This is a genomic window from Rhodoblastus sp. (genome assembly GCF_052145335.1).
GTDB lineage: Bacteria > Pseudomonadota > Alphaproteobacteria > Rhizobiales > Beijerinckiaceae > Rhodoblastus.
The window spans coordinates 15,866-29,902 of record NZ_JBKQOU010000046.1 but is presented as its reverse complement, the minus strand read 5'-3'; the positions used below and the strand labels follow the sequence as shown (position 1 = coordinate 29,902).

The following is a 14,037-nucleotide window of genomic DNA, read 5'->3' as shown; positions in this document are numbered from 1 at the left end:
GCGGTTGACGCATCCCATCGCCGTAAAATCACGGCGCGGCTTCTACGATCTTCTTCAAATTGTCGAGACCGGCGCGATAAACGCCCTTCACCGCGGCGACCGAGCTTTCATCGTTCAATTCGGGCGGCGGGTCGTTGAGCATGTAGCCGCGGTAAAATGCGCCTTTCCATTCCACGGTCGAGCCGCCCTTGCCATTGTCGAGCACGGTGATGGTTGAGGTGTAATCATTCACCGGCAGGATTTTGGGATCGACCTTGGGGATTGCATATTTATAGCTGTGGCCGGACGCGTCATATTTCAGCAGCACCTCGGTGAAGCTCGGATCGCCCGGCGCCTTGAGCGTCACGATGCGGGTCGAATTTTCTTTTTCATCGTCCTTGTTGACTTCATTGCCCTTGCTGGCGGGGCTGGAAGCGACGAGGGGGTGCCATTTGGCGAGGGCGTCGAAATTCCCGACCACGGCCCAGACCTTGTCCACGGGCTTGTCGATCTCCACCGTCTCGACCAGCTTTTGCCGGGTCGGCCCATGCGCCAGCGCCGGGGTCGCAAGCGCCGCGCACAAAGCAGTCGCGGCCAGAGTCAGAAATTTCATTGCGATTCCTCCGTCATTCCAGCCGTATTCTTTCGGCTTGCCGGGATCATGTCAGAAGGCGCGCGCGACGGGAAGACGTTTGTCGGTTAACAAGCCATCGCCCCGGGGCGTGAAGCTCTTTACAGCCGCGCCGCGTGCCAGGCGATGTGGTCGGCCATGAAGCTGGAGATGAAATAATAGGAATGGTCATAGCCCTCGCGCATGTTGAGCGTGAGCGGTATGCCGGCGGCCTGGCAGGCTTCCTCGAGCAGCCAGGGCTTCAGGCCCTTTTGCAGGAAGGGGTCAGAGCCGCCCTGATCGACCAGAAACTCCTTGAATTTCTTGCCGTCGGCGATCAGCAAAGTGGCGTCGTAATCGCGCCAGGCGCTTTCGTCCGGCCCCAGAAATTTGTTTAACGCGGGCGCCGACCAGTCGCTGGTCGAGGGCTGGACGATTGGGGCGAACGCCGAACAACTCTTGTACCGCTCGGGATGTTTGAGCGCCAGCGTCAGCGCGCCATGGCCGCCCATGGAATGGCCGAACAGGCCCTGCCGCGACAGGTCGGCGGCGGGAAATTGCTCCGCGATCAGCTCCGGCAGCTCCTTGGAGACATAGGAATACATCCGATAATTTTGGTCATAGGGCGCCTGGGTGGCGTCGAGATAAAAGCCGGCGCCGGAGCCGAATTGCCAATTGTCGGGCTCGTCTGGCACATCGGCGCCGCGCGGCGATGTGTCGGGACAAACGATCATCACCCCATGTTGCGCCGCGGCGGCGCGGAATTCGCCTTTTTCCGTGACATTGGCATGGGTGCAGGTCAGGCCGGAGAAATACCAGAGCACCGGAACCTTGCCCTTTGCGGCCTGCGGCGGAACGAAGACCGAAAAGGTCATGGGGGTCTTGGTTTCGCCCGACACGTGGCGATAGACGCCCTGCAGGCCCTCATGGGATTTGGCGGTCGATACGGTTTCCATTCCAGGCTCCGGCATTGCTATTGGGGCGGTTGACGCGCCCAGACGGGAGTGAACAAGAAAGAGCGCCGGCGTTAGCGCCGACGCCCGTTTTCGCTCGGGAGAACAAATCCCGGCTCGAGAAATCAAGCCGCCAGCTTGCCGTTGGCCTTGGCGATATGCGTGGCGATGGCGTCCATCAGCGGCGGCGACAAGGCGTCGTAGGGCTCGAGGCCGATCGACTTCAGCTGGGCGCGCACTTCGCCCATCTTCGCCGGAGGGAAGCCGGATTCGATGATCGAGGAAACGAAGGCGGCGAATTGCGGCTCCTGCCAGCCGTCTTCACTCGACAATTCGGTATGGACGAAGTCCAGTCCATAGAACGGATGGCCGGTGTTTTCGATGCGGCCATACATATGCACGCCGCAATCCTTGCAGGCGTGCCGCTGGATTGTCGCCGAGGGATCGACGATGTGCAGTTTTTCGGCGCCGGCGATCACCTTGAGACTATCCCGAGGCACAACCGCGACCACGGAAAACACCGCGCCCTCCGGTTTCCAGCATTTGGTGCAGCCGCAGGCGTGGTTATGCGCGGTATTGCCGGTGATCTGTACTTTCACCGGATTATTCGTGCATTTGCAGGTCAACACCCCGCCAGCGAAACTGGAATTCCCCTTCTTTATTCCATTATCAATCGAGGGGTGAAGTTTGAGCGCCATGGCTTTCTCCTTGGGCTTTATTGAGGCGTTAGGGCTTTCCGGATCGGTCCCGGATCCGGATGCTTTGGTCCAGAGTTTCTTCAGATGGCTCAGCATCGCCGAAGTCTCCAGTTTTGGTCTTTTGCGTTTCTCCACAAAAGGGCAGTGTCCACTTTTTCTTGCCGTTTGTATCCTCGGCTCGCGCTTATGGAAAGCAAAGGCCAATATAAAACCACCATTTCAACGAAGCCTTTCGTTAAAACATCAACGTCTTGCCGAGAAAGGGTCGCTTGATGATTATGGCACAGCCGTTCCAGCTATGGCATCGGGATCGTCTTAGTTCTCTCTTATGATTTTCACATTGACATCTTAGAAATAATCGGAAAAATTGTGACCATGATCGATGGAATGCTTGGTTTTTTTTTATTGCGGCGGCGTCTATGCTGCGTTGCGGCAATAGCCGGGATGCTGATCGCCGGGCCCGCTGGCGCCGCCCCGTTGGATGAAAAGCTGCAAATCGACATCGTCTTTGTCGCTCATTCGCGTCCGCCGTCGCCGCCCTTTGTCATTGACCCGCCGCCGCCCGGCGAAGGTTTTGCCGGCGCCAGGCTCGCTGTTCAGGAAAACGCCACCACCGGCGGCTTTCTCGGCCAGAATTTTACGCTGACCGACGTCGAACTGGGCGAGGACGACAATCCGGTCGAAGCCGTCAAGGCGTTGCTCGACAAGGGTGTGCGGCTGTTTGTCGTCGCCCTGCCGGCGGACGAGGCCTTGGCGCTTGCCGATGCGGTGCGGCCCGTGGGCGGGCTGGTGTTCAACGCCGAAGCGCCCGACGATCGCTTACGCGGCGTCGATTGCCGCGCCAACTTGTTCCATACCGCGCCAAGCCGCGCCATGCTCGCCGACGCGCTGGCGCAATTTCTGGTTGTGCGGAGGTGGTCGAAAATCCTGCTGGTTTCCGGTCCCGGCGCCGGCGACGCCCTTTTCGCCGAAGCAATCCGCGCCTCGGCCAAGAAATTCGGCCTCAGGATCGTGGCGGAAAAGCCCTGGACGTACGGGCCGCTGGCCCGCGCCCGCTCCGATGCGGTGACCGAAGCCGACGCCCTGACTTTTTCACGTGGAATTGACGCTGATATTATCGTGGTTGCCGACGAGGCGGACGATTTCGGCGATTATATCCTTTATCGCACCTCGGAGCCTAAGCTTACCGCGGGCACACAGGGGCTCACGCCGACCTCCTGGCACCCGACCCACACCGCCTGGGGCGCCGAGCAACTGCAAAATCGCTTCGTGCGCATGAGCAATCGGAGGATGCGGCCGGTGGATTATCAGGCTTGGGTGGCGACGCGCGCCATTGGCGAGGCCGCGACCGCAACCCGCGCCGCCGATCCGCAAAAAATTTCCGCCTTTCTGCAAAGTCCCGATTTCAATCTGGCGATTTTCAAGGGCGCTCCGGCCAGTTTCCGCCCCTGGGACCGGCAATTGCGGCAGGCGATACTGTTGGCGCAGCCGAAATCGCTGATCGGCATGGCGCCTCAGCCGGGATTCCTCCACCAGCGCAGCACGCTGGACACTTTGGGCGTCGATGAAAGCGAAAGCGCCTGCAAGGCGAAACAGGAAACGCGATGAAACCGGCCCGCTTCGCTTTTTTGATCCTCTGCCTCGCCGCGAGCCCGGCGAGCGCTTACAAAGTTTATGTCACCAACGAAAAATCGAACAACATCACGGTGATCGACAGCAACACATTGAGCGTGGTCCAGACCGTCAAGGCCGGCCGACGGCCGCGCGGCGTCCTGGTCAGTCCCGATGGCAAGTTACTGTATGTTTGCGCCAGCGACGACGATGGCGTCCAGGTGTTCGAGACGGCGACAATGAAATTGCTGCGCACATTGCAGTCCGGCCCCGATCCCGAACAATTTGCGCTCAACGCCGCCGGCAACCTGCTTTATATTTCCAATGAGGACAGTTCCGAAGTCACCATCGTCGATGTCGAGAAGAATCAGATTATCGCGCGTGTGCCGGTCGGCATCGAGCCGGAAGGCATGGCGCTGAGCCCCGATGGCGCGGTTCTGGTCAATACGTCGGAAACCACCAATATGGCGCATTTCATCGACGCCCGCACTTTCAAGCCCATCGACAATGTGCTGGTCGACAAGCGCCCTCGCTACGCCATTTTCAGCCGCGACGGTTCAAAGCTCTGGGTAAGTTCGGAGGTCGGCGGCAGCGTCGCCGTCATCGACGCTCAGAGCCACAAGATCCTCAAGAAAATCCGCTTCGACGTGCCTGGGCTGACGGCCGAGGAGATTCAGCCCGTGGGCGTTCGCCTCACCGCCGATGGCAAGACTGCTTTCATCGCGCTGGGGCCGGCTAATCGTGTCGCCGTGGTTGACGCCCAGACGTTTGAAGTGCGCAAATATCTGCTGGTCGGCCAGCGCGTCTGGCATCTGGCTTTGACCCCGGATGAAAAATATCTGTTCACCGCCAACGGCAATTCCAACGACGTTTCCGTCATCGACGTCCCGGCGTTGAGGGTGATCAAATCCTTCCCCGTCGGCGCGGCGCCTCTCGGCGTCGCCGTTTCGCCCAATTGAGGCTCGCCATGCGCCAAATCGCGCCCTTTCCCCTATGCGTTTTTTGCGCCTTTTTCGTTTTTTGCGCTTTCGCCGCCCCGGCTTTGGCGGGCGGTCCCCCACCGGCCGACGACGATTGGCCCTGCGCGCAAAGGCGCACGGGCGCCATCAGCCGCGCGGCCGTCTGGTCCGGTCCCGACAGCCCCGAAAGTCGCTCGGAAGACGAGGCCGCCGTGGCCTCGCTCGCCCGTAAGCTGGCGTCGCGGCGCACGCCTATGGACGAGGCAGAGACCTTGATCGACAATTTCGCCAACGAGGCCGGCGCCGACAAGGACAAACGGCTGACCCGCGTTTTTGACAGTACGCTGGAGTTGATCAACAATGAGCGCGACAAGGTGATCTCCGGCATTTTGCGCTATGCGCGCGGGCAGAAGATTTTGGCGGCGAAAGTGCGCGAGGAAGCCGACAAGGTCAGCGACGCACAGGAAAACGCGGAGCCGATCGCGCCCGACGAACTGGAAAAGGCGCATCCCGAATTGAAATGGGACAAAAGGATTTTCGACGATCGCGCCCGCGCCTTGACTTATGTCTGCGAAACGCCGGTTTTACTTGAGAAACGCGCCTTCGCCATCGCTCAAGCTCTGCAGCGGCGGCTGTGAATGCGCCGCAAAATGCCTGTAATCCAAGGTTTTGTCGCTTTTGGATGGTGCGCGGCAGGCCTCCTCAGCCTTGGCTAAGTTAAAAATAATAAGTTTTCCAGCGGTTCGCGGATCGAAAGAAATTTATTTTCTTGTGGTCACGTTTTAGAGAAACTACTCTACGACGTCGACCTGCTGAGCGTCAGACTCAAAAAGGCAGGCGGCAGGGAAACGCAATACAGGGCATGATCACATGAATGTTCTGATCGTAGGCAGTGAGCAAACCGCCAATATAGTGTTAGCTGAAGGATTGAAGGCGGAAGGGTTCGACGTCACTTTCGTTGAGGAAGCCGAAGATCCCGTTGAAACCACAAGAGCGCTCAATCCTTGCGCTGTGCTTTTTGACACATCGTCGGCCGGCGCCAGCGATCTTGAAGCCTGTCGCGCCATGCGGCGCAACGGCCGAACCGAGCCTATCCTGTTTCTCAGCGACCGGCACGATCCGGCGGATCGCGCCAACGGCCTGATGGCGGGGGCCGACGATTATATCGCCAAGCCATTCGCCTTCGAGGAATTGATCGAACGGCTGCGGGCGCATCTGCTGCATCGTTCGATTTCCGACGATTCCCGCGAACGCCGCAAGGTCGGGCAATTGGTGCTCGACATGCACACACGTCAGGCGCATTTCGGCAAGGCCCATATCCGCCTGACCCAGCGCGAATCCGAACTGCTTGGCATCCTCATGGAGAACGCCAATCACCCGGTGCGCCGCGGCGATATCTACGATCGGCTCTGGGGCGACCAGGGCTGCACCTCGGTTAACGTCGTTGACGTTTATCTGGGCTATCTGCGCACCAAGTTTGCCGAAATCACCCGCGTCGGCGGGCCTTTCATCGGCACCGTGCGCGGGCGTGGCTTCATGCTCGACATGGGCGGATACAAGTGCGCGGCGCGCTGAAGCGCCGCGTTTTTTTCATCCTTTCGTCCAGTTTCGCACGCGGACGATTTTTGACCCCGTGACGTTCGCCGCCGCCGCGGCGGAGCAAGGATCAAACATGCGTACTTTCCGCCCGCTCTCGTGTGCTTTTGGCGCGACCGCCTTTGGTCTGGCGCTGCTGGCCGGCGCCGCCTCCGGCGCCCAGGAACCGCAACCCGACGCCGCCGACATCCTGTTTGAGCGCCCGCAATTGCAGGCGCTCAAACTCGGCGACAACCTCAATTACAGTTACAGTTTCCATTCGGCGGACGAGAAGATTTTCGGCCCGTCCTTCGACGACAAGATCGCGCTGACCATCGACAAGGGCGACGCGCCGGACAAAAAGCGGGTCGATGTGGAATTGTTCTCCGCCGAACGGCGCCGGGCCGCGGGGCCTTTCGACGACATCAGCGGCAATCCGCTGCTCAGCCTGGTGCTGGAGGAAAATCTCCAGCGACTCGCCAGTATTTTCCAGTCCAATCCACGCTATATGAAGACCGCGATCCGCATGGCGCTACGCAACGCCAAGGCCAGCCCTGACCACGCCGATGGCTTCGACGCCGCCGCCCCGGCGTGGAAGGTCGAGGTCGCGCCCTTCGTCAACGATCCCAACAAGGCGCGCATGCACGGGCTGGACACCCTGACCTATCGCTTCCGCGTCTCGGCGGCCGCCCCAGGCGAGATCTATGAAATCGACATTGCAGCGCGCGACCCTTCGGGGGCCGTGCTGTTCGAGGAGACCGTCCGCTATGCTGGCAAAAAGCCCTAAAGCCCTTTGCTTCCGGCTCGCCGGAAGCCATAGCCCGTCCGCCCCCTGGCATAAGGCCGCATTGGCGTTTCTGGCGCTGCTTGTTGCGCCGCTGGGAGCGGCGGCGCAGGCCCCCGCCAATGATTTTCCCACCGAGGCCCGCGCGGATTACGTGTTCGCCTGCATGGCGGCCAATGGCCAGACCGCCGAGATTTTGCGCAAATGCTCCTGTTCGGTGGATGTGGTGGCCTCGATCCTGCCCTATGACCGCTACGTTGAGGCCGAGACGATTTTGACGATGCGCCAGGGGGTTGGCAGGCAGGCGACGATGTTTCGCGCCGCCAATTTCGAGGAGCCGGTCGCCGACTTGCGCCGAGCTCAGGCGGAGGGCGAGATCCGGTGCTTCAATTGATGCTGGCGCGAGGCGATTGAGCGCTCATCGTCGCGCGCCTACAGCACGCCGCCATCCGAGGCAAAGCTCTGCGAAAATTCGCCGCCGCGCGAATCCCTCGCCTCTATGCGCACGGGCTTTCCGTTTGCGGCATAGCTGAAGCGGATGGTAGGGTCCTCGCTCAGCGAAATGCCGTTTTCCATGGAAAAAAGCTCTTCCTCGCCCTGCAACACCCGCACCGAGGTCACATACCAGGCGGGCGTGTACATGCGGGTGATCTGGTCCATTTGCATTCCGGAATAGTTGGGATGGCGGATCATCGCCTGCGCCTCGGCCATGTTTTGCGCGGCGAAAGAGCGGAAGCGCATCTTGCCGACGTTGACCCGCGCTTCCTCCGGGTCTTTCGAGGCCGGCGCGGAACAGCCGCCGGCGGCCTTGACGTAGGCTTTGACCATGTGCAGCCCGCCGCTCTCGGTCTCCGCGACGACGCGCACATAGGAATAGGAATTGACCCGCAGCCGCAATGAAAAATCGAATTCGCCCTGGTCGATGCGTCCGCGCTTCATGGTCGTGGCCAGCGGCGAGGGATTTTCATCGACGATCACCGTCGCCGCGACCACGCGGTCCCCCTTGTCGCGCGGCGGAAATTTCAGCGCCACCGGGACAAGGGCGGCGTCCTCGGCGCGGCCCGGCGCGTCGAGCGTCACATAGCCCGGCGCCTCGTCGATCATCCTGTCGCCGAAAAACATCGGTTTCAGGCCTTTCCAGGTGTCGTCTCCATTGTCTTGGCTTTCGGCGGTCTGGGAGCGGGCGCCCAAGGGCGCGAAAATGGCGGACAGCAAGGCCGCCATCAGGGCGGATTGCAACAGCAGGCGACGGGTTGGCACGGCGGCCTCCTCGAGCAGCGCGCATAGGCTGCGAAAATGGTAAAACTACGGATCGGGCGTCACGGTTTCCGTCGGCGCTTCGGCTTCGCGCCAGCCTTCAATGCCGTCGGCAAACCACAACACATGGGTGTAGCCATAGGATTGCGCCCGCTTCGCCGCATTCCACGACATCCAGCAGGCGCGCTTGCAGAAAAACACCATTGGGCGCGACAGATCGCCGCCGGTCAACCGCGTCAGCGCGCGCTTGAAATAGCTTTCGGTTTCGGCGGAGATTTCGCCACGTCCAACTTCCGGCAGCCAATGCGCGCCCTTGATGCTGACGTGCGGCTTGTCCAGCCAGACCGCGCCCGGCGCCAGACCCTCGGGGCGGGGCGCATGGGGCAGTACGTCGAGGAACAAAACGCTTTCCTCGAAAAGCGCGCGGGCCCGGGCGACTTTCAACGCCGGCTGGCCGCGCAAAGTCTCGGGAACCGGCGCCTGGTAATCGTCGAGCCGATAACCATCGGGCTCCGCGGGCGCGGCGCTGGCCGCAGCGACGCAACCGGTCAGGAAGACCACGGCGAGGCCGAGGCGCGCCAGCACGGTCATTCGTTGTCTCTTTCCTTGCGCCGGTCGTCCTTGCGCCGGTCTTCCTCGCCCTGGTCCTGGGCCGGCGCCAGCGCCGCCGCCTCGATCGGAACCAGCGGAACGCCATAATCGTGCAGAACGTTTTCGATATCGGCCTTGCGCTTGCGCAGAACGTCGTTGAGCTGGTGTTTCCATTCCAGCTCGTTGCGCCGCAATCCGAAGGCGATGCGGAAGGCCAACGCCGGACGCGTCGCGGATTTCAACGGCGCTACGCTCAGCGGCGTTTCCGACTTTTTGGCGAAATAGCCGCCGATCGGCCCCCAGAGAATCGCTGCGTCGATGACGCCGGTTTCGAGATCGTGCAGCGCTTCTTCCGCCGGCGAGGCGTAGCGGCGGTCCACCAGCAAGGCGTAGGTGCGCGCCTTGGCGACCAGGCCGAGGCGCAACAAATGATCGGCGGGCGGCGTGGCGGCGATGACGCCGAGCTTGACTTCGGCCAGTCGCGGGTCGTCCAGGCTCTCGACCTTGTCCAGTCCCGAACCAGCGCGCGACACCAGCACATAGGTCGAGGCGTAATAGGGGTTGGAATGATCGACAATATCGGCGTCAGCCGCATAGCCGATAATCAGGTCGCACATATCCTCGCCGAGCGTGGCGCGGACGAAGCCGGGGCCCTGCGGCATCCAGTAATAATGCAGCGGCAGCTTCAGTTCATCGGCGACAATTTCGGCGATCTTGTTTTCAAACCCCTGTTTCGCCCGGTTGGAAAAAGGCAGGTCGGCGGGAGCGGCGCAGACGCGCAAACGATCGCGCGAGACAAGGTCCGGCCTTGTCTGCGCGATCGCGCCTCCGGAAAGCAGCGCCGCCACTGCAAGCAGCGCCAGGCTGGTCAGGCGAGGCATCGGCTCAGCTCGGAGCGCCCATGCAACCGTCCTGGGCGTCCTGCCAAGCCTTGGGCTTGGGCTCGTGACCCGCCGGGCGGCCGCGATCCAGGGCGTTAGCGGAGCGCGCCTTCAAATAGGTGTAGATGTCGTCGATGTAGCACATCACGTTTTTATTCAGGCCAAGTTCGGGCATGACCTTTTCCTGGCCATTTTCGAGATTCTTGCGACCCTGTGCGACGGTGGCGACGAAATCGGTATAGGACATCGTTTTCAGCGTGTCCTTGAGCGCCGGCGCATAGGTGGAGCCCATGCCGTCCGGTCCATGGCAGACGTGACATTCCGAATGATAGCGCAGGAATCCGGAATAGGTGTACCAGTCGGTCTTGCCGTCCTTGTCGATATTATAGGTGGGATCGCCATTGGCGTCGCTATATTTTCCGTCCGCGTTCGGCGCTGCGGGAAGGGGCTCCGCCTTGGCGGCGCATAGTCCTAGGACGGCGCAAAGGGCGAAGAGGGGGACGGCGATGCGTATTTTTCCGGTCCGGCGGGGGGGATGATTTTCGGCGAGATCGGTCACGACACTGATTCCAATCGACTCTGGAGCGCGAGCCTTTTTGCTGCGTTCGGCGAAGAAGGCCCGCGGCTTTGGCGCAAGTTCGGAAAAAGAAGCCAGGCGGGCTTTGAGCTCCGCCTGGCTGGACTTGGCGTCAGGCGATCATTCGGGGAGGGCGAAGACCGTCAGAGCGCCGCCAAGCGCGGTGTAGTTGCTGAGGGCCGCATAGCCTCCGACCGCGCCGAGACCGGCGTGAGGATCGGCGAGGCCCGCCGCAAGCCCGATGCCGGCCCAGCCGCCGACGCCGGACAGGACCGCCACATATTGCCGGCCCTTGTGCTCATAGGTCATGACATTGCCGATGATGCCGGACGGAGTCTTGTATTTATAGAGCTCCTTGCCCGTCTTGGCGTCGACCGCCTTCAGGTAGCCTTCCAGCGTGCCGTAGAAGACGACGTCGCCGGCGGTGGCCAAGGCGCCCGACCAGACCGAGAACTGCTCGGGGTCAGACCAGACGATCTTGCCCTTGGTGGCGTCCCAGGCGATGAAATTGCCCATATTCGAGCCGCCTGGCGCCGGGAACATCGTCAGGGTGGCGCCGACATAGGGCTGGCCCGGGGTGTAGCTCACCCGGAACGGCTCGTAATCCATGCAGACGTGGTTGGTCGGCACGTAGAACAGGCCGGTTTTGGGAGAGAAGGCGGAAGGCTGCTCATCCTTGGAGCCGAGCGCCGCCGGGCAGATGCCCTTCGAATTAACGTCTTCGCCGTTCGCTTCGGTCGAATATTTCGAGACGACCTGAGGCCGGCCATAGGTGGGAGAGTTCTTGTCCATGTCGACCTTGGTCGCCCAGTTCACCGCCGGATCGAACTTTTCGGCGACCAGAAGTTCGCCAGTGACGCGGTCCAGGGTGTAGCCGAAGCCGTTGCGGTCGAAATGCACCAGCAGCTTGCGATCCTTGCCGTCGATCTTCTGGTCGACCAGCGGCATTTCATTGATGCCGTCGTAATCCCATTCGTCATGGGGGGTCATCTGATAGACCCACTTGGCTTCGCCGGTGTCGGGATTGCGCGCCCAGATGGTCATCGACCATTTATTGTCGCCGGGACGCTGTTTCGGATTCCAGGTCGAGGGGTTGCCCGAGCCGTAATAGACCAGGTTCAGGTCCGGATCGTAGGAATACCAGCCCCAGGTGCAGCCGCCGCCGGTCTTCCACTGGTCGCCCTGCCAGGTCTTGATCGACGAATCCTTGCCGACCGGCTTGCCGAGCGAGGTGGTTTTTTCCGGATCGACCATGATCTGATCGTCCGGGCCTTCGGAGTAGGCGCGCCAGATGCGCTTGCCGGTCTTGAGGTCATAGGCGGTGACATGGCATTGCACGCCGAATTCGCCGCCGGAAATGCCTACCAGCAGCTTGTCTTTCACCGGCAGAACCGTGGCGGTGTTGGTCTCGCCCTTTTTGGGATCGCCATTGGCCACCGACCATTCGACCTTGCCGGTCTTGGCGTCGAGGGCGACGACGGTGGTGTCGGCCTGGTGCAGGAAGATCTTGCCGTCCGCAAAGGCGAGGCCGCGGTTGACGGTGTCGCAGCACATCACCGGAACGACGTTAGGATCCTGCTTGGGCTCGTATTTCCATAAAATCTTGCCATCGTTGTTGAGATCGAGGGCATAGACGATGTTCGGGAAGGGCGTATGGACATACATCACGTCGCCGACGACCAGCGGCGCGCCTTCGTGACCGCGCAGCACTCCGGTGGAGAAGCTCCATGCCGGAGCGATCTTGGCGACATTGCTTTTATTGATCTGATCGAGGGCCGAATAACGGGTGTTGGCGTAATTGCCCGCCTGCATCACCCATTGCGCCGGGTCCTGGGAGCCTTTGATCACCGAATCATTGGCGAACGCCGCCGTAGTGAGCGCCAGCGAGCTAACGGATATAATTAATGTGCACAGCCTTTTCATGGTTCTTCCTCCAATGCGCCGCCGACCGCAGACAGCCTGCCGCCGCCAAGTTTTTGGCCGGTTCTTTTTTGTTTTTTGACGCCGTCGGCAGCAAGCGATCAAAACCGGGGATCCCGCTGAGCTTAGGCGTGGTCATTATCTTATGACCTCGAGAGGCTAATCTCTACCGGGGACGGCGGCAACTGTGCAGAAGGCTCTAATTTTTTATAATTGCCTTAGAACGAAAGAGATTGCGATTTAAATTCATGCTGCGCTGCAATAAAACCGAAAATAACTATTGCCATTCCAGTTCATGATAGGCGGTGGTGGCGTTGCGCGGGTTGAAATCGTCGAACAGCCGCCATTTGCCGCGTTCGCTCGCAGCGGCGGACTCGGCGGTCTGACGGATCGTCTCGCCCTCGCGCACAGCCTCGCCGACATCGTCACGCAGCCGGCGCAGATAGGCCTCCTCGGCTTCCGCGGCGTCAGGCCAGGCCATGGCGGCGGGACCATGCCCGGGAACCACCAACCTCACGGGCCGTTGTTTCAGCTTTCGCAGATTGTCGAGCCAGCCGGTCAATTTACCGTCCAACGCTGGAATGTGCCCTGAAAACAGCAGGTCGCCTAAAAACATGGCGCCAGTCGTCTCGTCGGTGATGGTGATGTCGGTATTGGTATGTCCCGACGGCCAGGATTCGAGTTTTAGCCGCCGGTCGCCGAGATCGATCTCTTTTTCGCCATCGACGAGCAGCGTCGGCGGCACGATCTGCGTTCCGGAGAAATTCTGCTCGCCGAGCAGGTGTCGCGCGGCGTTGAGGTAATCCTCGCCATGGGCGGCCATCGCCGCAGGCAGGGCGTGGTGGCCGACAAAAACCGGATGGTCGTCGACAAAGGCCGCCGCGCCGAGAGTATGATCGGGATGGACATGGGTAAAAATGACATAAAGGATTGGCTTGCTTGAAATGGCGCGGATGGCGGCGCGCAATTTCCGCCCAGCGGCCAGGCTCCCGCTCGTGTCGATCACGGCGACGCCATCGCGTCCGATAATGAAACCGGAATTGCTGATTTGGCCCGCGTTTTGCTTGTCGGTCAGCGCAATGACGCCGGGCAGCACATAGACGCTCGGCGCGATTTCCATGGCAGCGGACGGCGCCGCTTGTGTCTCTTCGGCTGCCGTGGGACCAGCGATCAACGCGACGAAAACAACAGCTGCAATTAGGACAGAGAGGAAATTGCGTTTCATGCTTGGCGCTGCGATCGCGGCGGGGGGACTGAAACGACAGGCGCTTCCATGCCTGGCCTCGGGAGCAGTTCGCGTTTCGTCAGAAGGAAAAAGATATGTCCGTCTTCACCGCCGTGATTCTCGTTTGCCAACTCTCCACCCCGCCTCAGGCCTGCGACGAGGCGAGCGCCATCGACGTGATTTCCACCCAGGCGCCGAATGAGCTCGTCTGCATGCATGGCGCGCAGGAAGTGGTGGCGCGCGGCGCCCTGCGCGAAGGCGTCGGCGATACGCTCTATGTGAAGTCGCTCTGCCGCAAGGGCTGAACCGCCTCTGCTTCGCAGATTAGGACGTCCGCGAATTCGGCTCAAACGTTTTTTGCAGGCTCGGCCGGCGCCTTTTCTGAATTTGTTCTTAATGAGGCCGCCAGTCGTTGCG

17 protein-coding genes are annotated in these 14,037 nt (G+C 61.1%); 8 read left to right on the top strand and 9 right to left on the bottom strand.

Annotated elements, in window-relative coordinates; translation table 11 throughout:
• Positions 1 to 28: 28 nt before the first annotated feature.
• The 3 genes from ACLP2E_RS03240 to gfa form a co-directional block, all read right to left on the bottom strand.
• Positions 29 to 592, bottom strand: coding sequence for an SRPBCC family protein (locus ACLP2E_RS03240; protein ID WP_442460941.1), 564 nt, complete (start codon positions 590 to 592; stop codon positions 29 to 31).
• 119 nt (positions 593 to 711) lie between these two features.
• Positions 712 to 1,545, bottom strand: coding sequence for an S-formylglutathione hydrolase (gene fghA / locus ACLP2E_RS03235; protein ID WP_442465131.1), 834 nt, complete (start codon positions 1,543 to 1,545; stop codon positions 712 to 714).
• A 122-nt stretch (positions 1,546 to 1,667) separates the two neighbouring features.
• The gene (gene gfa / locus ACLP2E_RS03230; RefSeq protein ID WP_442465130.1) at positions 1,668 to 2,240 is read right to left on the bottom strand and encodes an S-(hydroxymethyl)glutathione synthase; all 573 of its coding nucleotides are present in this window, start codon (positions 2,238 to 2,240) and stop codon (positions 1,668 to 1,670) included.
• Here gfa and ACLP2E_RS03225 point away from each other — a divergent pair.
• The 7 genes from ACLP2E_RS03225 to ACLP2E_RS03195 all read left to right on the top strand — a co-directional run bounded on the left by ACLP2E_RS03225 (position 2,230) and on the right by ACLP2E_RS03195 (position 7,563).
• Positions 2,230 to 2,559, top strand: a complete 330-nt coding sequence (locus ACLP2E_RS03225; protein WP_442465129.1) for a hypothetical protein — start codon at positions 2,230 to 2,232, stop codon at positions 2,557 to 2,559. The two genes, gfa and ACLP2E_RS03225, sit on opposite strands and share 11 nt — an antisense overlap.
• Before the next feature lie 125 nt (positions 2,560 to 2,684).
• Complete coding sequence (locus ACLP2E_RS03220; protein ID WP_442465128.1) at positions 2,685 to 3,848, top strand: ABC transporter substrate-binding protein; 1,164 nt, start codon at positions 2,685 to 2,687, stop codon at positions 3,846 to 3,848.
• Positions 3,845 to 4,810 carry a PQQ-dependent catabolism-associated beta-propeller protein gene (locus ACLP2E_RS03215; protein ID WP_442460937.1) on the top strand — a complete coding sequence of 322 codons (966 nt, stop codon included), beginning with the start codon at positions 3,845 to 3,847 and terminating at the stop codon, positions 4,808 to 4,810. The genes ACLP2E_RS03220 and ACLP2E_RS03215 overlap by 4 nt, the downstream gene beginning before the upstream one ends.
• Positions 4,811 to 4,818: 8 nt before the next feature.
• Positions 4,819 to 5,448 (top strand): hypothetical protein, encoded by a 630-nt coding sequence (locus ACLP2E_RS03210; protein WP_442465127.1) that lies wholly within the window; start codon positions 4,819 to 4,821, stop codon positions 5,446 to 5,448.
• A 232-nt stretch (positions 5,449 to 5,680) separates the two neighbouring features.
• The gene (locus tag ACLP2E_RS03205) at positions 5,681 to 6,385 is read left to right on the top strand and encodes a response regulator transcription factor (RefSeq protein ID WP_442460935.1); all 705 of its coding nucleotides are present in this window, start codon (positions 5,681 to 5,683) and stop codon (positions 6,383 to 6,385) included.
• 97 nt (positions 6,386 to 6,482) lie between these two features.
• Positions 6,483 to 7,172 (top strand): hypothetical protein, encoded by a 690-nt coding sequence (locus tag ACLP2E_RS03200; RefSeq protein WP_442465126.1) that lies wholly within the window; start codon positions 6,483 to 6,485, stop codon positions 7,170 to 7,172.
• Positions 7,153 to 7,563 (top strand): hypothetical protein, encoded by a 411-nt coding sequence (locus ACLP2E_RS03195; protein ID WP_442465125.1) that lies wholly within the window; start codon positions 7,153 to 7,155, stop codon positions 7,561 to 7,563. Before ACLP2E_RS03200 ends, ACLP2E_RS03195 begins: the two co-directional genes overlap by 20 nt.
• Positions 7,564 to 7,601: 38 nt before the next feature.
• Here ACLP2E_RS03195 and ACLP2E_RS03190 read toward each other — a convergent pair whose 3' ends face one another.
• The 6 genes from ACLP2E_RS03190 to ACLP2E_RS03165 form a co-directional block, all read right to left on the bottom strand.
• Positions 7,602 to 8,429 carry a quinoprotein dehydrogenase-associated SoxYZ-like carrier gene (locus tag ACLP2E_RS03190; protein ID WP_442460932.1) on the bottom strand — a complete coding sequence of 276 codons (828 nt, stop codon included), beginning with the start codon at positions 8,427 to 8,429 and terminating at the stop codon, positions 7,602 to 7,604.
• Between the two features lie 45 nt (positions 8,430 to 8,474).
• Entirely contained in the window at positions 8,475 to 9,017 is a 543-nt protein-coding gene (locus ACLP2E_RS03185) for a PQQ-dependent catabolism-associated CXXCW motif protein (protein WP_442465124.1), read from the bottom strand.
• Positions 9,014 to 9,898, bottom strand: coding sequence for a quinoprotein dehydrogenase-associated putative ABC transporter substrate-binding protein (locus ACLP2E_RS03180; RefSeq protein WP_442460930.1), 885 nt, complete (start codon positions 9,896 to 9,898; stop codon positions 9,014 to 9,016). Before ACLP2E_RS03180 ends, ACLP2E_RS03185 begins: the two co-directional genes overlap by 4 nt.
• Positions 9,899 to 9,902: 4 nt before the next feature.
• Positions 9,903 to 10,457 carry a c-type cytochrome, methanol metabolism-related gene (locus ACLP2E_RS03175; protein ID WP_442465123.1) on the bottom strand — a complete coding sequence of 185 codons (555 nt, stop codon included), beginning with the start codon at positions 10,455 to 10,457 and terminating at the stop codon, positions 9,903 to 9,905.
• Positions 10,458 to 10,595: 138 nt separating this feature from the next.
• Positions 10,596 to 12,398 (bottom strand): lanthanide-dependent methanol dehydrogenase XoxF5, encoded by a 1,803-nt coding sequence (xoxF5, locus tag ACLP2E_RS03170; protein ID WP_442465122.1) that lies wholly within the window; start codon positions 12,396 to 12,398, stop codon positions 10,596 to 10,598.
• A 274-nt stretch (positions 12,399 to 12,672) separates the two neighbouring features.
• Positions 12,673 to 13,515: a quinoprotein relay system zinc metallohydrolase 2 gene (locus ACLP2E_RS03165; RefSeq protein WP_442465121.1), complete on the bottom strand. Its 843-nt coding sequence runs from the start codon at positions 13,513 to 13,515 to the stop codon at positions 12,673 to 12,675.
• A gap of 200 nt (positions 13,516 to 13,715) precedes the next feature.
• Here ACLP2E_RS03165 and ACLP2E_RS03160 point away from each other — a divergent pair, with 200 nt between their 5' ends.
• Positions 13,716 to 13,925: a hypothetical protein gene (locus ACLP2E_RS03160; RefSeq protein ID WP_442460927.1), complete on the top strand. Its 210-nt coding sequence runs from the start codon at positions 13,716 to 13,718 to the stop codon at positions 13,923 to 13,925.
• Positions 13,926 to 14,037 lie beyond the last annotated feature (112 nt).